The sequence below is a fragment of the Cystobacter fuscus genome, assembly GCF_002305875.1.
GTDB lineage: Bacteria > Myxococcota > Myxococcia > Myxococcales > Myxococcaceae > Cystobacter > Cystobacter fuscus_A.
The window spans coordinates 1,144,511-1,168,261 of sequence record NZ_CP022098.1 but is presented as its reverse complement, the minus strand read 5'-3'; the positions used below and the strand labels follow the sequence as shown (position 1 = coordinate 1,168,261).

At 72.1% G+C, this 23,751-nt stretch carries 16 protein-coding genes; 10 read left to right on the top strand and 6 right to left on the bottom strand.

The window, feature by feature from the left end:
* Positions 1–2 precede the first annotated feature (2 nt).
* The 7 genes from CYFUS_RS04870 (at position 3) to CYFUS_RS04840 (ending at position 11,737) form a co-directional block, all read left to right on the top strand.
* Positions 3–2,330 carry a DUF5682 family protein gene (locus tag CYFUS_RS04870; protein WP_198316456.1) on the top strand — a complete coding sequence of 776 codons (2,328 nt, stop codon included), beginning with the start codon at positions 3–5 and terminating at the stop codon, positions 2,328–2,330.
* The gene (locus tag CYFUS_RS04865) at positions 2,320–3,438 is read left to right on the top strand and encodes a VWA domain-containing protein (RefSeq protein WP_095984171.1); all 1,119 of its coding nucleotides are present in this window, start codon (positions 2,320–2,322) and stop codon (positions 3,436–3,438) included. The genes CYFUS_RS04870 and CYFUS_RS04865 overlap by 11 nt, the downstream gene beginning before the upstream one ends.
* Positions 3,435–5,459, top strand: coding sequence for a hypothetical protein (locus CYFUS_RS04860; RefSeq protein ID WP_095984170.1), 2,025 nt, complete (start codon positions 3,435–3,437; stop codon positions 5,457–5,459). The genes CYFUS_RS04865 and CYFUS_RS04860 overlap by 4 nt, the downstream gene beginning before the upstream one ends.
* An 84-nt stretch (positions 5,460–5,543) precedes the next feature.
* Entirely contained in the window at positions 5,544–7,316 is a 1,773-nt protein-coding gene (locus CYFUS_RS04855) for a CpaF family protein (RefSeq protein WP_095984169.1), read from the top strand.
* 93 nt (positions 7,317–7,409) lie between these two features.
* Positions 7,410–8,327, top strand: coding sequence for a hypothetical protein (locus tag CYFUS_RS04850; protein ID WP_095984168.1), 918 nt, complete (start codon positions 7,410–7,412; stop codon positions 8,325–8,327).
* A gap of 8 nt (positions 8,328–8,335) precedes the next feature.
* Positions 8,336–9,880, top strand: coding sequence for a PE-PGRS family protein (locus CYFUS_RS04845; protein ID WP_095984167.1), 1,545 nt, complete (start codon positions 8,336–8,338; stop codon positions 9,878–9,880).
* An 87-nt stretch (positions 9,881–9,967) separates the two neighbouring features.
* Positions 9,968–11,737, top strand: a complete 1,770-nt coding sequence (locus CYFUS_RS04840; RefSeq protein ID WP_095984166.1) for a serine/threonine-protein kinase — start codon at positions 9,968–9,970, stop codon at positions 11,735–11,737.
* A 19-nt stretch (positions 11,738–11,756) separates the two neighbouring features.
* Here CYFUS_RS04840 and CYFUS_RS04835 read toward each other — a convergent pair whose 3' ends face one another.
* A complete protein-coding gene (locus CYFUS_RS04835) occupies positions 11,757–12,521 on the bottom strand; it encodes a transglycosylase domain-containing protein (RefSeq protein ID WP_095984165.1) in 765 nt (254 codons plus the stop codon).
* A 59-nt stretch (positions 12,522–12,580) separates the two neighbouring features.
* Between CYFUS_RS04835 and CYFUS_RS04830 the strand changes: the two genes are divergently transcribed.
* Complete coding sequence (locus CYFUS_RS04830) at positions 12,581–13,273, top strand: NAD-binding oxidoreductase (protein WP_095984164.1); 693 nt, start codon at positions 12,581–12,583, stop codon at positions 13,271–13,273.
* Here CYFUS_RS04830 and CYFUS_RS04825 read toward each other — a convergent pair.
* Entirely contained in the window at positions 13,270–14,829 is a 1,560-nt protein-coding gene (locus CYFUS_RS04825) for a WD40 repeat domain-containing protein (protein ID WP_095984163.1), read from the bottom strand. The genes CYFUS_RS04830 and CYFUS_RS04825 overlap by 4 nt on opposite strands.
* A 41-nt stretch (positions 14,830–14,870) precedes the next feature.
* Complete coding sequence (locus CYFUS_RS04820) at positions 14,871–17,033, bottom strand: penicillin-binding protein activator (protein ID WP_095984162.1); 2,163 nt, start codon at positions 17,031–17,033, stop codon at positions 14,871–14,873.
* Positions 17,034–17,329: 296 nt separating this feature from the next.
* Here CYFUS_RS04820 and CYFUS_RS04815 point away from each other — a divergent pair, with 296 nt between their 5' ends.
* A complete protein-coding gene (locus CYFUS_RS04815) occupies positions 17,330–17,533 on the top strand; it encodes a hypothetical protein (protein WP_095984161.1) in 204 nt (67 codons plus the stop codon).
* A 34-nt stretch (positions 17,534–17,567) separates the two neighbouring features.
* Here CYFUS_RS04815 and CYFUS_RS04810 read toward each other — a convergent pair whose 3' ends face one another.
* From CYFUS_RS04810 to CYFUS_RS04800, 3 genes are all read right to left on the bottom strand, one after another.
* Entirely contained in the window at positions 17,568–19,805 is a 2,238-nt protein-coding gene (locus CYFUS_RS04810) for a protein kinase domain-containing protein (protein WP_269770211.1), read from the bottom strand.
* Between the two features lie 276 nt (positions 19,806–20,081).
* Positions 20,082–21,206, bottom strand: a complete 1,125-nt coding sequence (dnaJ, locus tag CYFUS_RS04805) for a molecular chaperone DnaJ (RefSeq protein ID WP_095984159.1) — start codon at positions 21,204–21,206, stop codon at positions 20,082–20,084.
* A gap of 144 nt (positions 21,207–21,350) precedes the next feature.
* Positions 21,351–21,797: a hypothetical protein gene (locus CYFUS_RS04800; protein WP_095984158.1), complete on the bottom strand. Its 447-nt coding sequence runs from the start codon at positions 21,795–21,797 to the stop codon at positions 21,351–21,353.
* Positions 21,798–21,936: 139 nt separating this feature from the next.
* Between CYFUS_RS04800 and CYFUS_RS04795 the strand changes: the two genes are divergently transcribed.
* The gene (locus CYFUS_RS04795; protein ID WP_095984157.1) at positions 21,937–23,700 is read left to right on the top strand and encodes an ABC transporter ATP-binding protein; all 1,764 of its coding nucleotides are present in this window, start codon (positions 21,937–21,939) and stop codon (positions 23,698–23,700) included.
* Positions 23,701–23,751 lie beyond the last annotated feature (51 nt).

Here is a 23,751-nt window from a genome sequence, read left to right as displayed (position 1 = left end):
GCGTGAGCGGGCGGAACGACTCCCGGATCCACGTCGTCGGCGTGCGCCACCACAGTCCGGCCTGCTCCCGGCTCGTGGCCCACACCCTCGAGACCGTGCGGCCCCGCCACGTGCTCATCGAGGGGCCCGTGGACATGAATCCCCGGCTGGAGGAGCTGCTCCTGCCGCACGAGCCGCCCCTCGCCGTCTTCAGCGCCTGGCGCGACGAGGAGCGCACCCAGGCCTCGTGGACGCCCTTCTGCGCGTACTCGCCCGAGTGGGTGGCGCTGACGCGGGGACACGCGGCGAGAGCCCAGGTGCGCTTCATGGACCTGCCCGCCTGGGACAAGGCCTTCGAGGGCGTGCGCAACCGCTACTCGGATGGGGAGCGCCGCACCGCCCGGGCCATCGAGGCGCTCTGCCAGAAGCTGGGCCTCGAGGGCATGGACGCCCTGTGGGATCACCTCTTCGAGCAACCCCTTGGCATGGACGTGCTCGCCGAGCGGCTGCGCGTCTACTTCGACTCCCTGCGCGGCGAGGAGGAGGCGTCCGAGCGCGACACCCAGCGCGAGGCCTTCATGCTCGCCCACGTGGAGGCGGCGCTCGCGCGAGACGAGGGCCCCGTGGTGGTGGTGTGCGGCGGCTTCCATGCCCCCGTGCTCGCACGGGCCCAGGCGCGACCCGGAGCCGATTTCCCCCCCTCGCCGAGCCATCCCTCCGCCAGGAGCTACCTCGTCCCCTACAGCTTCCGCCGTCTGGACTCCTTCGCCGGCTACGAGTCCGGCATGCCCTCGCCCGCCTTCTATCAAGCGCTCTGGGAGTCCGGCGCCGAGGCCGCTCCCGGACTCCTGCTGCGCGAGGCCGTCGGGCGGCTGCGCGGGCGGGGCCAGCACGTGTCGTCGGCGGATCTCATCGCCGCCTCCGTCATGGCCGAGGGCCTCGCCCGGCTGCGCGGCCACGCGGTGCTCTCGCGCACGGACCTGCTGGATGGACTCGCCTCCGCGCTGGTGAAGGAGTCGCTGGACGTGGCCCTGCCGTGGACGGGCCGGGGCGTGCCCTCGCCCGACACGCACCCGCTGCTCGCCGAGGTGCTGCGCGCCTTCAGTGGCGAGCGCACCGGACGGCTCAGCCCCCTCACGCCCCGGCCACCCCTGCTCACGGACGTCGAGCACACCCTGCACGCCCACGGCCTCACCCCCGGCCCGAGCCCCCGCACGGTGCGGCTGGAGCTGCGCGAGCCCGGCGACGTGGAGCGCGGCCGGGTGCTCCACCGCCTGCGGGTGCTCGGCCTCCCCGGCTTCACCCGGAACTCGGGCCCCACCTTCCCCACCGAGCCCGTGCTCCAGGAGACCTGGACGGTGGCGCCCGCGGAGGACTTCCTCTCCTGGGTCATCGAGGCCTCGGGCTGGGGCGCCACCCTGGAGCAGGCCGCCACCGCGCGTCTGGAGGAAGCCCTCCTCCAGGCGGGGCCGAACCTGGAGCGGCTCACCCTCCTGTTGGCCGAGAGCTTCTTCATCGGCGCGAAGCACCTGGCCCGGCGCGTCCTCACCGCGGTGGCCGCGCAGGCGGGCAACGAGCCGGACCTCGCGCGGCTGGGCGCGGCCCTGGAGCGGCTACTGGCCATCTGGCGGCATGACGTGCTGCTCGGCGCCCAGGGCTCCGCCGAGGTGGGACAATTGCTCGCGGCGGCTGTCGAGCGTGGCCTGTGGTTGCTCGAGCAGCTCGATGGACCCTCGCTCCCCGCCGATGAGGGACAGCTCCGGGCGATGGCCGCGCTGCGCGACACGCTGCGCTTCGCCGCCCAGCCCCTCGCGCTCGACGTGGCCCGGGCCAGCGCCGTGTTCGAGCGTCGGCTCGCCTCCCTCCATGCGCCGCCCGCGGTGCGCGGAGCCTCGCTCGGGGCGCTCTGGTCCCTGTCGCGCTTCCAGGACGAGGCGAGCGCCGAGGCCACGGCCCTTCGCGCCACACGCGCCGCCGCGCGTCCCACCACCCTCGGGGACTTCCTGGCCGGGCTGTTCCGACTCGCCCGCGAGCAGGTGGTGCACACGCCCGCCCTCACCGCGGTGCTGGACGAGCTCATCCGCCAACTGACGGAGGAAGACTTCCTCATCGCGCTCCCGGCGCTGCGGCTGGCCTTCGGGTTCTTCCCTCCCCGGGAGAAGGAGGGCATCGCCCGGACCCTGTTGCCCCTGCACGGGAGGGATGCCTCGGGCGCGCGGGCCCTGGTGCGCCTGGACGTGGACCCCGCCGTCATCCTCGCGGGCGCGGCGCTGGATGACGAGGTGGAGCAGGTACTCGAACGCTTCGGCCTGCATGGGCCCCATCGGAAGGAGGAGCGCGATGCCCCTTGAGCCCCTGGCGCGCTGGCGCCTCGTGTTGGGAGATGCCTCGGACGGGGCGCTCGGCAACTGCCTGGACGAGCGGGGACGGGCGATGGACTCGGCGCTCTCGTGGCTCTACGGCCGGGAGGGAGATCTCTCCGAGCGCGGCGTGCGCCAGGGCGGCTCGGGGGAGTCCGTGCTCAGCGTTCCGGAGTGGATCAACGACGTCCACACGCTCTTTCCCAAGGAGACCATCGAGCGGCTCGAACAGGACGCCGTCGAGCGCTATCAGATCGACGAGGTGGTGACGCGCGCCGACGTGCTCGAGCGCGTGGAGCCCAACGAGACCCTGCTGCGCGCGGTGCTGCGCACCAAGCACCTGATGAATCCCGAGGTGCTCGCGGTGGCCCGCCGCATCGTGCAGCGGGTGGTGCGCGAGCTGATGGAGAAGCTGGCCCAGGAGGTGCGCCGCACGTTCTCGGGGGTGCTCGACCGGCGCAGGCGCTCGCCCCTGAAGGTGGCGCGCAACTTCGACTTCCGGCGCACGCTGCGCGAGAACCTGCGCCGCTACTCCCCCACCGAGCGGCGGATCGCCATCGAGCGCGCCGCGTTCTACTCGCGCACCCGCCGCCACGTGGACCGCTGGCAGATCATCCTCCTGGTGGACCAGTCCGGCAGCATGACGTCCTCGGTCATCCACTCGGCCGTCACCGCCGCGTGCCTGTGGGGACTGCCCGGCATCCAGACGCACCTCGTCGCCTTCGACACCGCCGTGGTGGACCTCACCCAGGACGTGACGGACCCGGTGGAGCTGTTGATGAAGGTGCAGCTCGGCGGTGGCACGGACATCCAGCTCGCGGTGGCCTACGCCACGGGGCTCATCGAGACGCCCCGACGCACGATCGTCGTCCTCATCACCGACTTCTTCGAGGGCGGACCCCCGGGCATGCTCGTGCGCCGGGTGAAGGAGCTGTGTGACCAGGGCACGAAGGTACTGGGGCTCGCGGCGCTCGAGCCGGACGCCACGCCGAACTACGACCGTGACTGCGCCCGAAAGCTGGTGGACGTGGGCGCGCACGTGGCGGCGATGACCCCGGGCGAGCTCGCCGCGTGGATCGCCGAGAAGGTGCGCGCATGAGCCGCGCGGATCTGCTCGCGCTCACGCCCCAGGCCATCGCGAGCCTGTCCAATCTGGGACTCGTCAAGCGCGCCCAGAAGGATCTGGAGCAGGGCAAGGGGCCGCGCCTGGAGGAGCTGGCGGACGGCACGGTGGTGGGCACCTTCGAGGACGGCATCATCACCCGGCTCGTTCCGGGCAAGGCCTTCAAGGACAATCCCTGTTCCTGCGGCGCCGCCACCGTGTGCCGCCACCGCGTGGCCACGGCCCTCGCCTACCCGGCGTTCATCGCCACGAGCGCCGTTCCGCCTCCGGCCGAGGTGAAGGCGGAAGCGCCCTGGTCCCCGGGAGCGGTGGACGACGCGGAGCTGGCGCGAGTGCTGCCCCGCCGGGCCCTGGATCGGGCCGAGAGATTCCGGAAGCGCGGCTACCTCGCGCAGGTGCGGCGGGGGACCTTCGAGGGGGAAGACATCCCCTCGGTGGCGCTCGCCACGTGCACGGTGCGCTTCCTCGTGCCGCGGGACTTGAGCCACGCGCGCTGTGACTGCTCGCTCGGGACGGGCTGCGAGCACCTGCCCCTGGCCATCTGGGCCTTCCGCGCCGCCGACGAGAAGGACCCCACGCGCCGCGAGGTTTCCGTCGAGGTGGCCCGGGGCTCCGTCACCTCCACCGTGGGCGGAGCGGCGCTGGACACGGCGGGGGACCTCGTGCGCTACCTCTTGTTGGAGGGAGTCCAGCACGCCAGCCAGGGGCTCGCGGGGCGCTTCGCCGTGGCCCGCGCGGGCCTGGAAGAGGCGCGCATGATGTGGCCGCTCCTGGCGCTCGAGGAGCTGGAAGAGCTGCTCGGCGCCTACGTGAGCCGCGCTGCCCGCTATGACGCCCCACGCTTCACCTCCGTGCTGACGGAGTTCTTCGCGCGCATGAGGGCCTCCCGGAAGCCGGGCCCGGTGCCGCCCCGGGCGGTGCTGGGCATGGACGAGGCGCCGGAAACGGAGCTCGACTACGTGCGGCTGGTGTCGCTCGGCATCCGCCTCTTCGCCGAGGGCCGGGAGCGCCGCGCGGAGGTGGTGCTCGCGGACCCGGACACCGCCGGCCTGCTCGTGGTGCGTCGCGCCTTCACCTACGCGGAGGACCAGACGCCCGAGGATGGCGCGCGGCTCGGACGCCGGCAGGGCGCCCCAGGTGTCACCCTGGAGGCGCTCGCGAGCGGGCTGGTGCAGGCGTCGGGCGCCAAGCGGTGCACCAACCGCCTCATCCTCTTCCCCTCCTCCACCCAGGGATTGCAACGCACCTCGATGACGCCCCAGTCCGGGGACTGGAGCCAGCTGCCCGAGCCCCTGCTCGTGAACGACGTGCGCGCGCTGGAGTCCGCCTGGCGGGCCCGCCCCCCGCGCTTCCTCCGGCCCCGGCTGCTCGCGGAGAACGTGCATGCCTTCGCCATCTCCCGCGTGGGAGAGGTGACATACGCCCCGGGTGCCCAGGAGGTGCACGCGGAGTTGGAGGACTCGCGAGGCCATGGCTTCCGGGTCGAGCTTTCCCACCGCTCGGTGGCTCCCGGGGCGCTGGACGCACTCGCCGGGGCGCTCACGGGCAAGAATGGACCACCGCACTACGTCTCGGGTGAGGTGCGCCGGACGGCCCGGGGGCTCGTCGTCGAGCCCATGGCCCTGTCCTGTGAAAACGGCGTGGTGGCGCTCGACGTGCAACCCGCCGCCACGACGGGCAAGCTGTGCACGGCGGCGGACGCGCCCGCGCTGCCCCCGCTGGCGGCGGCCCTGGCCGAGGTGGAGGGCTGCCTCGCGGACTCGGTGCACCAGGGCCTGCGCCACGTGCCCCCCGCGTGGACCACCCGGCTCGACACCGTGGCCACACGGGCGCGGGGGCTGGGCCTGAAGCGCCTGGCGGAGGACCTGGGCGCGCTCGGCGCGGCGCTCGCGAGGGCCCGGGCCTCGGGGGCCGCCGGGGACGAGGCCGCGCTCGCCGAGACCTGGGCCAGCGCCGCCCTGCGCACCCAGGTGGGACACGAGCAGCTCGGCGGGTAGGGAGCGCCTCGCCCCCCTGCCCGGACGCTTCTCCGGGCCGCTTCTTGGGCTTGGAGCCCCACTCGGGCTAGCCTCCAGGCCGCCATGTCGATGTACAACGAGTCGCTCCGCGCCTTCCTCAAGCCCGTGCTGCCCCATCTCGACGACCCCACGGTCTCCGAGATCATGATCAACGGGCCCACCGACATCTGGATCGAACGCAAGGGCAAGGTCACCAAGATCGACGCCTCGTTCACCGAGGAGGGCCTCCTGGGTGCCGCGCGCAACATGGCCCAGTTCGTGGGCCGTCTGCTCAACGACGAGCGTCCGCGCCTGGACGCGCGCCTGCCCGACGGCAGCCGCATCCACGTCGTCATCCCGCCCATCGCCCGTAAGGGCACCACCATCTCCATCCGCAAGTTCTTCAAGGACAAGCTGACGGTCGACTCGCTCATCAAGTTCAAGTCGATGACGCCGCAGATGGCGCGCCTCATCGACGCCGGCATCCACACCAAGCTCAACATGCTGGTGTCCGGCGGAACGGGCTCGGGCAAGACGACGCTGCTCAACATCGTCTCCTCGCTCATCCCCGACGAGGAGCGCATCCTCACCATCGAGGACTCGGCCGAGCTCCAGCTCAACCAGTCGCACATCGTCCCCTTCGAGAGCCGGCCCCCGGACAAGTTCGGCAAGGGCGGCGTGGACATGGGAGACCTGCTCAACTCCGCGCTGCGTCTGCGTCCGGACCGCATCGTGGTGGGCGAGGTGCGTGGCGGCGAGGCCTTCTACCTCGTGCAGGCGATGAACACCGGCCACGGCGGCTCGCTCGCCACCACGCACGCCAACACGCCCACGGACACGCTGCGGCGCATCGAGTCGCTCTGCCTCATGTCCGGCATCGAGCTGCCCCTGGTGGCCATCCGCGCCCAGGTGGCCAGCGCCATCAACTTCGTCATCTGCTGCGAGCGCCTGCACGACGGCAGCCGCAAGACGATCGCCCTGTCCGAGGTGCTCCCGCTCAGCGAGAAGGGCGAGTACCGCACCCAGGACATCTTCGTCTTCACGCCGGTGACGAAGGACGAGGAGGGCCACATCCTCGGCTACCACGCGCCCACCGGCATCATCCCCAGCTTCGTGGACCGGGCGCGCGCCTACGGCTTCAACGACCTGGACGAGTCCTTCTTCGACCCGGCCACCTACGGCGTGCCCCCGCCGCCCTCCTTCCGCCTGGGCGAGTCGTACAACGTGCGCTGGGTGCCCTCGCTCAAGCACCGCGAGCGCGGCGAGCCGGATCCCTCCACCTTCAAGAAGGAATGGTTGGCGTTCGAACAAAGGCTCAAGGACGAGGCGCACGACGCCAGGGGGGACAAGCCCGCCGCGCCCGCCGTGCAGGTGCAGGTGCCCGCCGCGCGGACGCCCGCGCCGGTGGCGGCCCCGCCCGTGTCGATGGCGACCCCGCCGGCCCGGCCCGCGCTCCGTCCCAGCGCGTCCGCCCGTCCCGCGCTGCCCGAGGAGTTCGACGCGCCAATTGGGGACGACGACAAGACGCCGCCCCCCACGCCCAATCCCTTCGCCCTGGACGGGGAGGAGGAGCCGCCTCCCATGGAGGAGCCCAAGGTGCAGGTCGCCGCGGACCTGCAGGAGGAGATGGAGGCCACCCGGAGCCGGGCCGCCCCGCTCCCGCGCGCGTCCCGTCCCACGCCTCCCGCCCGGCCCGCGGCGTCCGTGCCCCAGCGCCCCACGTCGGCGCCCGTGCGCCGTCCGCTCGCGTCCCGGCCGCCGCCGCCCGTGCCGGACGAGGACCTGGTGGATGACGCGTCACAGGACAATTCAGAGAAGACGGCCATCCGGGCCATGCCCGAGAAGCCGCGCCGCTGACTCGCGCCCCGTGGGGCCGGGCATCAGGAACCCGACCCCACGGAGAGGCCGTGTCCTTGCGGCAAGCACGACATGAGGGGAAAGTGACACCCCGTGTTCCTCTCCCTTCTCACCACGCTCGTCGTGCTCGGCCAGGCCCCCGCCTCTCCTCCCAGTGCCTCGCCGCTCACCGTGCTGATCGCCCCACCCGATGCCGCGGGAGTGCCGTCCCACATCGTCTCCTTCGCCCAGGAGCACGTGTACGAGCAGCTCAAGACCGAGGGTCTACAGGTGATCCGCACCTCGGAGCTGTCCCAGGGGCTGCCGCCCGCGCAAAGAAAGGCGGTGCTCGGATGCAACCGCCTGGAGGCCGCCTGCCGCATCACACTCGGGGAAGCGGCCGTGGCCGACGTGGTGGTGATCGCCGAGCTGGTGCAGTTCCTCAGCGGCTACCGGGTGGGGCTCAAGGCCTACGCCACGCGGGACGGGGAGCTGCTCGCCGAGTACTACGTGCCGGGCGTGCACGAGGATCAGCTCCTCGACGCCTTCACCGAGGCGAGCAACAAGGTGCTGCCGCCGGTGCTGCGCGCGCTGCGCCCCGCGCAGGAGCCCGTGGCCCAGACGCCCACCGTGACGCCGGGAGCGCAGACACCGGGCGCCACCGGGCCCCAATCCCCAGGGGCGGCCACCGTCCGCCAGGGCACGCCGGAGTGGGCGTGGATGCCGGCCGCGGGAGGCGCGGTGATGCTGGGCCTGGGGACGTTCTTCACCATCCAGGCGGGCAACAACCACTACCGGCTGACGAACGGGAATTTCAACACGCCCCAGGACGCCCGGAACGAGCGGGACGCGGGCATCCGCAACCAGACGCTGGGCACGACGGCCTTCGTGCTGGGCGCGGCCGGAGTGGCGACGACGGGCGTCCTCTATCTGCTGAAGGGCAAGAGCCCGCGGGACGTCCTCCCCGTGCGGCCCACCGCGTCGGTGGGGCCCTCGGGCGGCTCGGTGGGACTGGTGGGAACGCTGCCGTGAGAGAGCACATGCGAGACAACAAGAGCTTGTGGATGCTGGGCGTCGGGGCGGCGCTGGCGGCGGCCTGGGGCTGCTTCGACTTCAACGGTGCCTTCAAGGCATGTGTGGAGCGGGGCGACTGTCCGGTGGAACCCGGCACGTGTGACCCGAGCTATCGGGACGTGCCGGACGACAAGTTCGCGGATGCCAACTGCGATGGCATCGACGGCACGGCGAGTGAGGCCATCTTCGTCGACGCGACCACGGGGGATGACGAGCGCCTCAACGTGGGCGAGAAGATGACTCCGTTCCGCACGCTCGGGGCGGCGCTGGCCCAGGCCGTCCAGTCCGGCAAGTCCATCTACCTGGCCCGGGGGGACTACACCGAGCAGAGCATCCAGTTGGACAAGCCCATCTCCATCTACGGCGGCTACTCGGGCACGGAAGGCAACTGGGCGCGTGGTCCGCAGTACACCACGCGCATCACCGTGGGTGGCATTGGCCTGACGGTGATGAACCTGGGCGAGGACGCGGGCGTCACCCTGGACCGACTCACCGTGCAAGCCACGACGCTCCCGGGCACGGCAGGCGCCCCGTGCATTGGCGTACGGGTGATGGATTCGGGTGGGGTGCGGCTGCGCAATCTGGCGGTGACGGCGGGCGCGGGCAGCCCGGGAGTCTCGGCCTCCGACACGCCTCCGGCCGCGGACGGCGGGGCGGGCTTCCCCGGAAACAATGGAGCGACGGGCGGCGCGGGAGGCCAACCCGGCCCGAGTGACTGCAACCCTCCCGGGTTCGGACGGGGAGGAAATGGAGAAACCAACGAGAGCCGCTCGGCACCCGGACAGGCCGGCGCACCGGGCGTGGATGGCGGGACCGCTGGCGAATACGGCTGTGGCGGCGGCAGCGTTTGTGGACTGGGACTACCGGGCGGGCCGGGACAGAACGGCCTGAATGGTGACGCCGGAACCCCCGGCATCGAGGGCGATGGCGTGGGGTTCGTGACACAGGGCCTGTGGAGCGCGAGTGTCGGCGAGGTGGGCAGGCCGGGTACGGCGGGAACCCTGGGCGGCGGCGGGGGCGGCGGCGCGGCGGCACTGAGCGGCGTCCCATTGAACGGCGGGGGTGGAGGTGGCGGCGGGGGCGGCGGCTGTGGAGGACAGGGGGGCCAGGGAGGCCAGGGAGGAGGCGCCTCCATCGCCCTGCTGCTCATCAACGGGCAGGTCTCCGTGGAACACTGTGCCCTGCGCACGGCGGGTGGAGGCAAGGGCGGAGTGGGCGCGCAGGGAGCCGAGGGCGGCGCGGGTGGACCCGGCGGCCTGAATGGAACCGGCGAGACCCTGGGCGGTGGGAGGGCCGGAGATGGCGGCAAGGGGGGAGAGGGAGGAAAGGGCGGCCGGGGCGGCAATGGTGGCAGTGGCGGAGGCGGGCCGTCCGTGGGCGTGTGGTGCCAGGACTCGTCCGTCAGCGCCCAGGACACCACCTTCATCCTGGGGGACGGGGGCGTGCCGGGCGCGCCCTCGGGCAACCCGGGGGTGCGCAAGGACTACCATCAGTGTCCGGGCCTCCCATGACGGCGAAGGGGGACCAACCACCCCCCTGAACGCCCGCCCGCTTGTGGGAATCCGGCTCAGGTCTGATAACCTGGGAATAACTCCCCAATGGCTGACTCCCGTAACTGCGAAACCTGCGGCGGCACCGTGCCCGTGGACACGGACATCTGTCCGCGCGACGGCACCGTCCTGCTCGATTTCTCGACGGCGCCGCGCCTGGCCGACCCTGGTAGCACCCGGGAGACTTCACCCGGCAAGAACGTGCACGTCATGGAAGACGTCTCCGCTCAAGACACCCTCGTCGGATTGAAGGTCGGTGAGTACGAGCTCGGCCAGCGCATTGGCGTTGGCGGCATGGGGCTCGTGTACGACGGCATCCAGCCGCTCATCGGCAAACGCGTGGCGGTCAAGGTGCTGCGCCCCGAGCTCGCCGCCGCCGAGGAGCAGGTGGCGCGCCTGCTCGCCGAGGCCCGCGCCGTCAACGCCATCCGCCACCGCGGCATCGTCGACATCTTCGGCTTCGGCCAGGTGCCCGACGGCCGCCAGTACATCATCATGGAGTACCTCGAGGGCGTGGCGCTCGACGCCCACCTCGCCGAGCGCGGTCGCATCCCCGTGCCCGAGGTGCTCGACATCCTCGACGAGGTGCTCAGCGCGCTCGGAGCCGCGCACGGCGCGGGCGTCGTCCACCGCGACCTCAAGCCGAGCAACGTCTTCCTCGTGAAGCAGCCGGATGGCTCGCGCTACGTGAAGCTGCTCGACTTCGGCCTCGCGAAGATGGGCCTGCCCGCCGGGCGCACCGCCCAGACGCGCACCGACATGGTCGTGGGCACCCCGGAGTACATGGCCCCCGAGCAGGCCCGCGGCCAGCCCGTGGGCCCCATGACGGACCTCTACGCGCTGGGCGTGGTGGCCTTCGAGATGATCACCGGCCGGCTGCCCTTCACGGGCACCTCTCCGGTGGACCTGCTGATGAAGCACGTGGACGCGCGGCCGCCCAAGCCCTCCGAGTTCCTCCCCGGGCTGCCCCCCGCGCTCGATGCCTTCATCCTGCAGATGCTCACCAAGGATCCCGAGGCCCGCCCCGGCTCCGCCGAGCAGCTGCGCCGCCAGCTCCAGCGGCTGCGCGACAGCATCCAGGCGCCCGTCGAGGCCCCCGCTCCTCCTCCCGCGCCCTCCGCGCCCGTGCGCCAGTCCAAGCCCACGGTCGTCGAGTCCCAGCTACCCGCGCTCCCGGAGCCCCCGCCCCTCGATGCGCAAGAGCCGCTGCCCACGCTCGAGCCGTTGAAGACGACGCCCTCCGTCGAGATACCGCGCGAGGCAGGCTCCTCGCGGCGCTGGCTGTTGCCCCTGGGCCTGGGTGCGCTCGGCCTGGGCATCGTGGGAGGTGCCGTGCTCGTCCTGCGCGAGCGTCCGTCGCCGCCCGCGCCCCCCGTCGTCGTCACGGCCCCGTCCCGCGCACAGCCCAAGCCTCCGCCCCAGGTGGCGACGGCCCAGGTGCCTCCGGCGCAGGCTCCGGCCACGGCTCCCGACACGGGCCCGTCCACCGAGGCCCAGACGCCGACTCCCACCGGAGAGGCCACCACCCCGGTGCCCGCGGTCGCCCACGCCGACGACGCGCAAGGCTCGACGCAGAAGGGCCGGGTCGTGGCCGCCGCCGCCCAGGCGCCCACCCAGTTCATGCTGCAGGGCCGCATCCGCAAGTTCTATCGCGACGTCGAATCGCGGGAGGCCAAGGGCCAGAAGCTCAGCCCCGCCATCCGCTCCACCCTGGAGACGATCCGCAGGAAGGCGGACGGGGCGGCGAGCGCGGAGGAGCGCCGCCAGGTGGCCACCGAGCTGGATACCTGGGAGAAGCTCTTCCTGCCCCGCCGATGAGGACGGGGCGGCGAGCCCGCTAGTGGCAGGTGACCGGCTGGGCCATCGCGTTGCGGGCCCGCTCCACGGTCACCAGCTTGTAGTCGGCCAGGTCCGCTAGCAGCACGTCCCGGTTCTGGCGGATGATGCTCTCGTTGCGGCACTGCACGGCGTCCGTGTAGAAGCCGTGCGGCGGCAGGGTGAGCGATAGCTCGGCGAGTTGCGACAGCTCGAGCGCGTCCAGCTCCTTGCCGAAGAGCTTGTACGCCGCGTCATCCACCCCGACGATGCCCCGCTCGAAGTAGATGCTGGCCAGATCGTAGGCGATGAGCTGATCCTTCTGGAGGAAGGAGTGCAGGCGGTGGGCGGCCACGGTCTGCTGCAGCGGCTCCTCGATGCCCAGCGCCATGGCGAGCCGCATGGCCAGCTTGCGCTCACAGGAGCCATCCCCCGCGAGGTTGGCGCCCGCGGCCACCTTCACCAGCAGGCGCCAGGCCCACTTCGGCCCGTCCTCGCGCTCCGTCTGGAAGAAGGTGGGGCAGCCGAGCTGGGAGATGTAGAGGGCGACCAGATCCTTGGGCAGGCGGGAGAAGTCCGGCCGGGCGAACTCCACGGAGCGGCCCTGCTCGAAGGTGCCGGCGCGGATGCTCATGCGCTCGCCCTCGATGGAGTGGCGCAGCTGCTTTTCCAGGTCGAACTCGGTCTCCAACTGCGGCAACTTGCTGGCCGCATGGAGGTAGGCGGCGGGCAGCGCGACCCCCGTCAACCCGATGAGGAACAACACCAACCAGAGCACGGTCTTCACGTCCCCCACGCTATCAAAGGGAGACGGCGGGACGGGTCCACGTTAAACCTTCTTTTCACATGAACGACTGGCACCCCACCACCGTGGCGGCCGTGCTCCCCGCCGCGGAGGACCTCACCGAGCTCGTCCTGGACATCTCGGGCACCCCCCTGGTGGGACACCACCGGATGCCCGGGCAATACGTGCGCCTGTCGCTGCCCGAGGTGGGCGAGAGCATGTTCGCCATCGCCTCGGCGCCCGAGCCCTCCGGCACCCGGTGGGAGTTCCTCCTCAAGGGGGGCAGCCCCCTGTCCGAGCGGCTCATCACGCTCGAGCCCGGGGCTCGGGTGTACAGCAAGCAGCCCGAGGGCAAGGGCTTTCCCCTGCCCCTGGCACGTGGACGGGGGTTGCTGCTCTTCGCCGTCGGCTCGGGTATCTCCCCCATCCGCTCCGTCATCGAGAGCATCCGCCGGGAGCGCGGGGCCTACGGGCGGGTGACGCTCTACTTCGGGGCGCGCACCCCGCGCGCGTTCGCCTACGAGGACGAGCTGCGCCACTGGGAGGAGGCGGACATCCGCGTGGTGCGCACGGTGAGCCAGCCGGGAGACAGCGACTGGCAGGGGCTCACCGGCTACGTCCAGGCCCATCTGAACGAGGAGCCGGTGGAGGACACCGAGGCCTTCCTCTGTGGCCAGTCGAGCATGGTGAAGGGCGTCATCGAGGCACTGTGCGCGCGGGGGCTGCCCCGCGAGGCCATCCACCTCAACTACTAGCGCCGCTGGACGCTGGGGGCGGCGTAGCGCACGGAGAAGAGGGCGGCGGAGGGATCGCTCTGCTGATCTCCCGTCACCTTCTGCGGCGTCCACGCGGCCACGCCCACGAGCCGCCCGTCCGGACCAAAGCGCGCCCGACGCACGGACCAGCCCAGGCGCCGCTCGGCCACGGGGGACTCCTGCCCCTCGCGCCAGAGGAGCAGCCGCTTGTCCCAGCTTCCACTCACGAGCGCGCGCCCGTCGGGGGAGATGCCCGCGGAGGCCACCACGCCCTCATGGCCCGTCCACTTGCGCAGCACCTGGCCCGAGCCCGCGTCCACCACCGCCGCGGCGTTCCAGGCCGAGGGCGGCTCGACGAGCCCCTTCTTCTCCCGCTCGTACACGGCGCGGGTGCGCTCGGCCTTCGCCGCCGAGAAGGCCACGCCCAGGCGGCGCCCGGCCGCGTCGACGGTGACGTCGTTGACGTGCGCCTCGAAGGAGAACGTGGCGCGCGGGGCGAGCACCAGCGCCCGCTCTTCCACCGGAGCCGGAGGCGCGGGGGCCTTGAGGGTGAGGACGGCCTCGGCCGTGGCCTCGTCGAACGCCACGTCCACGCGCTCGGCGAAGGGCGCGCCCAACACCCCCGCCACGTCCGCGGGGAGGCACGCGTCACACACCGCCACGTCCACGCCCTCGAGCACCAGGCCCTTGAAGCGCAGGCGCTGGGCGCGCACGAGCCGCGCCAGGGTGGAGCCGAGCGCGGTGGGCAGGGACACCGTCTCCTGGACGAAGGCCGGGTCGATGCCCGCCTCACGCGCCGCCGCCGTGCCGAGCACGAGGGCGGGCGTACGCGCATCCAGCGCGAAGCGCACCAGAGCGCCGCCATTGACGGTGCCCACCACCACCGCGTGGCCCGAGCGCCGCTCGAAATGCACCCGCGCGCCATCGCGCCGGGGCGCCTCCTCGCGCGTGCCGAGGACGTGGATGCGCTTGTCCCAACCGCCCGAGTACAGCGTCCCGTCCGGCGCGAAGGCGAGCGCGCTCACCCGGTCCGCATGGGGCCGCGCCTCGAAGGAGAAGCCCAGGTCGGCCGCGCGCAGCACGGTGACGAGTCCCCGGGCACTGCCCACCACGAGGTAGCCGCCCGCGGGGTGGAAGGCCACGGCGGTGAGGGGCTCCTCGGTGCGCAGGCTCGCCCGAGGCGCTCCGGTGGCCGCGTCGAACAGGCGCACCACGCCGTCCCACCCCGCGCTCGCCAGGAGCGCGCCGTCGGCGGAGAAGGCCAGCGCCTCCACGTCGAACTCGGAGGGGTTGAGGGAGGCATCCACCACGCGCGCCGGCGGGGGCCCCAAGGACCAGAGCCCGAGCCGGTAGTCCTGCCCGGCCAGGTGCGTGAAGGCCACGCGCGCGCCGTCCGGCGAGAAGTCGAGCGTCCAGACGAAGTCACGGCGCTCCAGCACGTCCGCGTCCTCGAGGCCCACCGCGTCTCCCGCGAGGTAGCCCCCCGGCGTGGACTCGAGCCGGGCGGAGACGTCGGGGGCGAGCACCGGCGCGGCGTGACGGCAGGCCGCGAGCATCAGGACTCCCGCGGCCCACCAGGCCCGCGGCGTGCCCCGGCTCACATGTCCCCCACGGAGGCCCTCTGATCCGGAGTCACCTCGGTGACGCCCTTGTTGCTCACGGACAGCAGGAACAGGGGCTTGCGCGCCTCGCGCTTGTCGTCGAAGGACGTCTTGCCGGTGGCCCCGTCGAAGTCCTTGAGGTTGGCCAGCGCCTCGCGCAGCTCCGCGCGGCTCTGCGGGGCCTGCTTGCTCTCGAGGAGCTGCCGCAGCATGCGCGCCGAGTCATAGCCGTAGGCCTCCAGGAGGCTCGGATCGCCGTTGTACGTCTGGCGGTAGGACTTCACGAAGCGCTGCGTGGCCGGCCGCTGCGAGTCCACGAAGAAGCCATCCACGTACACCGAGCAGTTGACGAACTTGCCCCCGCGCTCGACGAGCTCGGGCAGGCCGCTGGCGCCCTTGGCGCTGCTCCACGCGTTGGTGCCCAGCAGCATGACCGTCTTGAGGGTCTTCTTGCCCGTCGTCTTGCGGATGCGCTCCAGGTCGCGCGCGTCGCACGCGTTGGTGACGATGTCCTCCACGGCGAGCGCCGGGGCCACCAGGCTCACCCGCCGCCACTCGTCCGGGATGAAGATGGCCTCGAAGTCGACGATGGGCTCCACGCTGCCCTTCATCTTCTCCATGGCCTTGCGCTTGCGGAACGCGTCCTGGCCGGTCGTCTGCTCCTGCACCTCGCGCACGCCCTCGACGTAGTCGCCCCGGTCCTCCAGGTAGTAGCGGCCCACGAGCTTCTTGGCCTCGGAGGTGAAGGTCGTCTGATCATGCGCGTACGTCTCGGCGCCGCGCACCTGGCCGCCGTTGTCCACCACCTGGTCCCAGAAGTCGTTGGCCAGCTCCACGCCGTAGGGCAGGTTCGGATAGAGCATGGCGAAGCTGCGCAGCCCCTTCTCCTTCATGGCGTAGTCGGCGATGGCGCGCGCCTGGGCCGAGTTGGTGAGCATGTTGCGGAAGACGTACGGCCCGATGGCGGTGATGTCCTCCTGGCGCGTGAACGTGAGCAGCGGCACCTGGAGCTCCTCGGCCAGGAGCGCCGCGCGCCGCGAGTCCTCGGAGGCGATGGGGCCGAGCACCGCGATGGCGCCCTCGTCATAGGCGAGCTGCTCCATCGCCTGGCCGGTGAGGTTCACATCGCCCTGGGTGTCCTTGACGATGAGCTCCACGTCGCTGCCGGACAGGCCCAGCTTCACGCCCCGCAGCACCGCCTCGCCCCAGGCCTTGTACTTGCCCGTCATGGGCAGCAGGAGCCCCACCGCCCGGGGCTGCACCTCCACGCGCCGCGTGGCGCGCGTGAGCAGCTCGCGGGCCTGGGGGGCGAAGGGATGGGAGGGGGCCTCGGCGAGGAAGCGGTTGAGCGTCTCCTCCAGGCGCGTCCAGTCACGCAGGTGGTAGTGGATGCGCGCCAGCTTGAAGGTGAGCACCGGCCACGCGGGATGCGAGGCGGGCAGGCCCTCCGCCACCCGGGCCACGTCCACGAAGCCCGCGCGGCCCTCCACCAGTTGCTGCACCCGGGCCACCGCGGCCTGCTGCTCCTCGGGCGTCTGCGCGCGGCCGGCCAGGTCCACGGCGATCTGCAGGGCCTGCCCATAGAGGCCCGCCTTCTCCGCGGCCTTCGCGGTGTCCTGCCACAGCCGCACCTGCTCGGCGCCCTCGGCGCGCTCGGCGAGGCTGGAGAGCATCAGGTAGGCGTCGCGGTAGGCGCCCACCTCGAGCGCGGAGCGGCCCAGCCGGAGCTTGGCGTCCGCGGCCTCGGGATGGAGCGGGTTCTCGAAGAGCAGCTCGTTGAAGGACTTGCGCGCGTTGACGTAGTCCTGGGACTCGTAGAAGAGCACGCCGGCGCGGTAGAGCGCCTCCTGGCCCGCGGTCGTCTCGGGGTAGGCCTTGCGCACCGCGAGGAAGAGCTCCGCGCCCTTCTTGCCCGGCGCCGACTGGGCCTGCTGGGCCGCCTGCGCGAGCGCCGCGTCCGCCGCGGAGTCCTGGCGCGCCTTCACGGTGGGCCTGGTCGGGAAGGGGTTTTCCTGGGTGACTTCACCCGGAGAAGAAGGGGTGGAGTCGGTGCCGGAGCTCGCGGCGGAGGGCGTCTTGCAGGCGACAATCAGCATCGTCAGCGCGAGCAACAGGGCGCGGCACGGAGAAAGGCGGGCATCCATGGTAGGGGCGTGCATAGCAGTGGGGCGCTTCTGCGTCGACAGCCGAGCGGGGGGAAGATTCCCCGGGGAGCGTGGCCTGCCGTGCAGCCAACGTGCCGTCACCGCTCCCCTCTGGGTCGCCCGGAAGCGCACGTGAAGTGTGGAGCAGGGGCCACGCGGGTGCGTCCCCAGGGACTCGCCCGCTGGAACAGCGAGCGGGAGAGCCGGCCCCGGAGAGGGAGGGGGAAAGAGGTCCGGGCCGGGCATTGCGTCCCCCCTTCCCCGGCCCCAACGTCAACGATCCGAGGTTCTCTCCAACCCAGGAGCACACGATGGCGGACAGGCCGACGAGGACGCGAGAGGGGTATGGGAGCACGAGCGAGCAGCGGCAGCGCAATCTGGAAGGGGACGCCTTCCAGGAGCGCGCGCCCCAGACCCCCGAGGAGAGCGAGGCGGCGCGCAGCTCACCCGACAAGGGCGGGCAGGTCATCCAGGTGAACGCCCTGCCCGAGCCGCTCGACGGCACCCGGGATTAGAGGGCGTCTGCCCCGCGAGGCTCGCGGCGGAGGCTCATGACGAGGCGGCCGTCGCGGAGTTCACGGGAGCGGGGACGAGCGCCGGGGCCCGGACGCCCTTGGACCCGGCGGTCACCCGCGCCACCACCTCCGTGCGAAGGGCCTCCAGAGCGAGGGGGGGCAACCGTCCAGCCGCGAGCAGCCGGGCGAGGGCCTGGGACACGTCCGAGGCTCCGAGCAGGGCCGGGTCCGTTTCCTCCAGGAAGGCCACCGCGGCGGCCAGGGCCAGCACGGCCTTGGGGGTGGTCGCCGGGAGAGGCGGCGCGTCCCGGGCGCAGGCGTCGATCAGGCCGTCCAGCTCCTCCGAGTCCCGGCCCAGGATGGCGCGCACGGCCTCGAGCGAGGGCCGCGTGAAGCGCCCACCGGACTCCTGGAAGGCCGCGAGCGCCAGGGCATACGCCACCGCCGAGGCGCTCTCGGCCTCCGCGGGAGCCGCGCCCAGCCGGCCCGCCACATCCCGGGTCAGACTGGCGAGCACGGAGCCCCACGCCCCCGCTCCTCCCAGCATCGCGAGCGCCGCGTCCACCACGCGCGAGTGCCACCGCGCCGCGCGGCTCATCTCTCCGGTCCCGCCCGGGGCCGCCTTCTCCATGTCCCCGGCCCCACCGCCCGAGGTGGCGCCCCCCTGATGCGGCTCCCCGGCCTCGCCCCGGTAGAAGCGCTCGATGGCGCGGCGCAGACCGCTCTGGGTGGCGTAGATGCCGCGCACGGCGTGCCCGGTGATGGACTTCAGCTCGTCCAGACGCGCCAGGTCGCGGGGCTCGCGCATGGCGCACACCAGCTCCCCGGCCTGCTGGGACACCGGTACCACCTCGAGCCGCTCGGCCTTCTCCAGCGACAGCAGGGGCAACAGCACGCGGGGCACGGGCATGGTGCGCAGCACCCGATCCGAGATGAAGGGGATGCCGCTCTGCTCGCTCAGGGCGCGCACCACGTCCTCCTCGGACAGCAGCCCCTCGGCGACGAGCAGCTCGCCGATGCGCCCGCCGGTGCACCGCTGCCGCTCCAGCGCGCCCCGGAGCTGCGGCTCCGACACCTTGCCGAACACCAGGAGCATCTCGCCCAGCTTGCGGTGCGCCGGACGCCTCGCCCGTGGGGCCAGCTCCAGGACGCCCGTGCTGGAAGGGGGAGTCGGGACGGGAAAGCGGCCCGACTCCGCTTGCGTCCGTACGGGGGCGGGCGTGCCCAGCCGGGGCCCTCCGAGGAACGGCGGGCGCGAGCGCACCGAGGTGAGCGGCGTCGGGCGCTGCAGCCCCACGTCCGAGCCCAGGCGGATCTCCTCCCCGAGCGCCTCGTGGGAGCCGCCGTCCACGCCCTCCAGGAGCGAGCGACGTCCCGGGAGGCAGCGCTGGAAGAGCGCCGCCACGTCCTGGGGCCCCACGCGCAACCGGTGCTCGAAGAGGAAGTCGCGCAGCGCGTCCGCCAGGTCGCGCGCCCGCTGGAAGCGCGCCGCCGGCTCAGGCGCCAGCGCCCGGGTGATGATGCTCCAGAGCGCCGCCGGCACTCCGGGCAGGGGCACGAGGCGCCTCACGTCGAACTGGGCGATGGCGCGCAGCGTCTGGAAGTAGTCCGTCCCCTGGAAGAGCTGCCGGCCCGAGAGCAACTCGTAGAGCAGCAGGCCGGTCAGGAAGAGGTCCGCGCGCTGATCCACCTCGGCGCCCTTGACCTGCTCGGGTGCGAGGTAGCCCGCCCTGCCCTTCACCACCCCCACCTGGGTGCCGCTCTGCGCGTTGAGGGCCTTGGCGATGCCGAAGTCGGCGAGCTTCACCTCGCCGCGGCTGGACACCAACACGTTGGACGGGTTGACGTCGCGGTGGATGATGTTGAGCGGCCGGCCCGCCGCGTCCACGCGGCCATGCGCGTAGGCGAGCCCCTCGGAGATCTGCTGGACGATGAAGCACACCTCGCGCAGTCCGAGCAGCAGGCCCCGCTCCGCCGCGCCGCGCTGGAGGGTACGCAGAGGCACCCCCTCCACCCACTCCATCACCATGTAGTACTGGCCCTCGAGCGCCCCGAGGTCGAGCACCTGCACCACGTTGGGGTGCTGGAGACAGACGGTGAGCCGGGCCTCGCGCAGGAAGAGCTCCACGAACTCCCGATCCCTCGCCATGGACGGCAGGATGCGCTTGACGGCCACGGACTTCTCGCACCCCTCCGCGCCCACCACCTTGGCGAGAAACACTTCCGCCATTCCGCCGGCCGCCAGTCTGCGGATGAGTCGGTACGTGGCCATGCCCACCCCCCTTCCCAGGGTTGAAGGCTCGGTATGCACACGCGCCGAGGCGTTGGTGAGTGTCCTTCTCCCGGGGACGTCATGAACGTCCAGACCCGGGCACTGCAACCGAGGCAAACCGGCCACTTCGTTCACCGATGGCCAGCACGGCCCGACTCCAGGTCCGGTGGGAGGAGCCGCGTCCAGGGCGGACAACCCAACACATGCTCCCGCACCCACCTCCCCCTTCCCCGAATCCCGTCCGCTTGAAGGATTCGAGGAGGGAGCAAAAGGCGGCTAGCCGAACAGCTCGCGCACCTTCTCGAAGAAGTTCTTCGACTGCGGGTGCGCTTCCTCGCCGCTGGCCTCGGCGAACTTCTCGAGCAGCTCGCGCTGCTTCTGGGTGAGCCCGGTGGGCGTCTCCACGACGATGCGCACGTGCTGGTCGCCACGCTGGCCACTGTGCAGGTGCGGAATGCCCTTGCCCTTGAGGCGGAACACCTTGCCGGACTGGGCGCCCTCGGGGATGGTCATCTTCACCTTGCCGTCGAGCGTGGGCACGTCGATCTTCGCGCCCAGCGCCGCCTGGGTGAAGGAGATGGGCACCTCGCAGAAGACGTCGTAGTCCTCGCGCTGGAAGAGCGGGTGCTCGCGCACGATGACCGTCACGTACAGGTCGCCCGCGGGGCCGCCCCGGTCTCCCGGCTCGCCCATGCCCGTCAGCCGCACCCGCGTGCCGTTGTCCACGCCCGCCGGGATGTTGACCTCGATGACCTCGTCACTGGGCACCTTGCCCGAGCCCTTGCACTTGCCGCACGGGTCCGGCACCACCGCGCCCGTACCGCCGCACTCGGAGCACGGCCGCGACACGGCGAAGAAGCCCTGGGTGAAGCGCACCTCGCCCGCGCCCCCGCACGTGCCGCACGTCTTGGGCGCCGAGGCGCTCTTGCTGCCCGTGCCCGAGCACGTGTCGCACTTCTTCGGCCGCGGAATCGGCACCTTCGGCCGGCAGCCGAACGCCGCCTCCTCGAAGGAAATCTCCAGGTTGAAGCGCAGGTCCGCGCCCCGGTTGCTCGCCCGGCGGCCCCCTCGCCCACCGAAGATGTCTCCGAAGATCTCCCCGAAGATGTCGTTGATGTTGACGCCCTGGAACCCGCCGAACGGGTCTCCCCCGGCCGCCCCGCCCACCCCCGCGTGACCGAAACGGTCGTAGCGGTTGCGGCGCTCCGGATCACTCAGGATCTCGTAGGCCTCCGAGGCTTCCTTGAACTTCTCCTCGGCCTCCTGGTTCCCGGGGTTGCGGTCCGGGTGGTACTGCAGGGCCACCTTGCGAAAGGCGCTCTTGAGTTCCTGCGCCGAGACGGTCTTCTGGACCCCCAGCACCTCGTAATAGTCCCGCTTCTGGCCCGAAACCGCTGGCATTGCTTCAAACCCCTGGATTTATTGGACTTTGGCCGCGCGTGGCGAATTCCGAGTCACTATAACGCAGCGGTGGGGTCCAGCAATCCGCACCCGCCCCGGCGAGGGAGCGGGCGCATCTCGGGGTGGACGCCTGGAAACGAGCCCTCAGACGGTCCAGACGCGGTTGGCCGTCAGCTCCATGCGCGCCAGGCGGCGCTTGAGGATGGGATCGATGACGCCCCGGCTGACCGACCACTTGGGAACCACGAAGTGGAGTTCCGCGTTGTAGAGCTTGGCGGCGCTCGACAACAGGCTCCAGCGGTTCTCGGCGGCGGGCTCATCCACCATGCCCGGCGTGACGATCTCCAGGATGATGGGCGTCCGGGCCGAGTCGGACTGGCGGCAGGTGAAGTCCGGCCGGTGGTCCTCGATGGTCCCCGAGAGCACGGGGGGTGGCAGGAAGCCAGGCAGGCGAGCCTTGATGTCCGTGCAGCCGATGGTCCTGAAGTACTCCGCCATCAGCCACAACAATCGACGACGCTCCTCGTCCTCGACCACCGGCTCACAGCCTGGGCTGTTCAGCACTTCTTTCTCTGTGTTGTTCGTGTCCATGGCTAGCCGAAAGCTGTCCGTCCCTGGCCGTTGAGGCAATGAACGCACCTACATGGTGAGCCGGGAGGGCCGAGGGGCGGGCGGCCAGGCGAGTCCCTTTGCCTGGGCCCTGGCGCGATGACACAGTGCGCGCCTCGCCGTGGCGCCTCGTCCCTCCCCTCACGTCTATCGTCGGCTCCTGGGCTATGTGCGGCCCTATCGCCTGCTGCTCGGAGCGGGACTCGGTGCCTCGCTCGTGGCCGCCGCGGCGACCTCCACCTACGCCTGGCTCGTGGGGCCCCTGCTGCGCGCCGTGCTCACCGGCGGCCCCGTGGAGCTCGCGGGCGTGAAGCTGCCCGGAGAGCGCCTCCTCGGCGTCGTGCCCCTGATGGTGGTGGGCGTGGCGGTGCTCAAGGCGGGCGCGAACTACCTCCAGGGTGGGTGGATGCAGCGGCTGGGACAACGGGTGATGGCGGACCTGCGCGCGTCCCTCTACGGGCGCCTGCTCTCCTGGCCCCCCGCCTTCTTCGAGCGCCAGCACTCGGGCGAGCTCCTCACGCGCTTCACCGCGGACGTGCCCCTGGTGGAGTTCTCCGTCACCCAGGCGCTCTCCTCGTACGTGCGCGACGGGTTGCAGATCCTCGCGCTGCTCGTCACGTGCCTGCTCATCGACGCGAAGCTCTTCCTGCTCACCTTCGTGGTGATGCCGCTCACGGTGCTGCCGGTGCGCGCCTTCACGCGCTCGCTCAAGAAGGTGGCCCAGCGCTCACAGACGAGCCTGGGCGCGCTCACGGCGCTCACGGCGGAGCAGTTGCAGACGCTGCCGGTGGTGCGGGCCTATGGCGCCGGCTCCCGGGCGCTCGCGCGCTTCGAGACCGAGGCGGAGCGCTACCTCGGGGAGATGCGCCGCTCGCTCTTCCTGCGCGGCGCGTACAGCCCCACCGTGGAGCTGATGGGGATGGTGGGCGTGGCGGTGGCGGTGGCCTGGGGCGCACGCGCCATCTCGGGAGACCCCTCGCTCTCCGGACGGCTCCTGTCCTTCATCACCGCCACGCTCCTGCTCTACCAACCGGTGAAGTCGCTCAGCGGCACGCTCTCCCAGGTGGTGACGGGCCTGGTGGGCGCCGAGCGCCTCTTCGCGCTCGCGGACCAGCCCGTGCCACCGGATGAGGGCGAGGACGCCCCACCCCTCACCCGGGCCCTGACGCTCTCGGGCCTGCGCGCCACCTACCCCGACGGCCGCGAGGCCCTGCGGGGCGTGGACCTCACGGTGCCCGCGGGGGCCCGGGTGGCGCTGGTGGGCGCGTCCGGCGCGGGCAAGACGACGCTCTTCTCCGTGCTGCTGGGCTTCTTGCCCCCCAGTGGCGGCACGGTGAGCTGGGATGGCGTGCCCCTGTCACGGCTCAAGCCCTCGCGCGTGCGCGAGCGCCTGGCGTGGGTGCCCCAGGAGCCGGTGCTCTTCTCCGGCAGCGTGCGACACAACGTGCTGCTCGGGCGACCGGGCGCCTCGGACGCGGACGTGTGGGAGGCGCTGCGACTCGCACACGCCGAGGACTTCGTGCGCGCCCTGCCCGGGGGACTCGACGAGCCGGTGGGCGAGCGCGGCGCGCGCCTGTCGGGAGGACAGCGCCAGCGCCTCGCCCTCGCGCGGGCCTTCCTGCGCCAGCCCTCCGTCCTCCTGCTGGACGAGCCCACCAGCGCCCTGGATGCCCAGAGCGAGGCGGCGGTGGGCGCGGGCCTCGCCACCCTGATGAAGGGGCGCACGGTGCTCGTCATCGCCCACCGGCTGTCCACCGTGCGCGACGCGGACCTGATCGTCGTCCTCGACGCCGGGCGCGTGGTGGAGGCGGGCACCCATGCCGAGCTGTCCGCCCGGGGGGGCCCCTATGCCCGGCTCCTCGGTGAAGGGGCCGTCGCCGCCTGACGAGCAGGGGGAGAACCCGGCGGCCGCCCGCTCGCTCCCCCGTCCCACGAA

Bases quoted from the DNA above. Each gene is read 5' to 3' on its own strand.
- CYFUS_RS04855 (WP_095984169.1), top strand. From the start codon at position 5,544: ATGTCGATGTACAACGAGTCGCTCCGCGCCTTCCTCAAGCCCGTGCTG.
- CYFUS_RS04840 (WP_095984166.1), top strand. From the start codon at position 9,968: ATGGCTGACTCCCGTAACTGCGAAACCTGCGGCGGCACCGTGCCCGTG.
- CYFUS_RS04825 (WP_095984163.1), bottom strand. From the start codon at position 14,829: ATGCTCGCGGCCTGCCGTCACGCCGCGCCGGTGCTCGCCCCCGACGTC.
- CYFUS_RS04830 (WP_095984164.1), top strand. From the start codon at position 12,581: ATGAACGACTGGCACCCCACCACCGTGGCGGCCGTGCTCCCCGCCGCG.
- CYFUS_RS04865 (WP_095984171.1), top strand. From the start codon at position 2,320: ATGCCCCTTGAGCCCCTGGCGCGCTGGCGCCTCGTGTTGGGAGATGCC.
- CYFUS_RS04815 (WP_095984161.1), top strand. From the start codon at position 17,330: ATGGCGGACAGGCCGACGAGGACGCGAGAGGGGTATGGGAGCACGAGC.
- CYFUS_RS04860 (WP_095984170.1), top strand. From the start codon at position 3,435: ATGAGCCGCGCGGATCTGCTCGCGCTCACGCCCCAGGCCATCGCGAGC.
- CYFUS_RS04820 (WP_095984162.1), bottom strand. From the start codon at position 17,033: ATGCACGCCCCTACCATGGATGCCCGCCTTTCTCCGTGCCGCGCCCTG.
- CYFUS_RS04845 (WP_095984167.1), top strand. From the start codon at position 8,336: ATGCGAGACAACAAGAGCTTGTGGATGCTGGGCGTCGGGGCGGCGCTG.
- CYFUS_RS04810 (WP_269770211.1), bottom strand. From the start codon at position 19,805: ATGGCCACGTACCGACTCATCCGCAGACTGGCGGCCGGCGGAATGGCG.
- dnaJ (WP_095984159.1), bottom strand. From the start codon at position 21,206: ATGCCAGCGGTTTCGGGCCAGAAGCGGGACTATTACGAGGTGCTGGGG.
- CYFUS_RS04800 (WP_095984158.1), bottom strand. From the start codon at position 21,797: ATGGACACGAACAACACAGAGAAAGAAGTGCTGAACAGCCCAGGCTGT.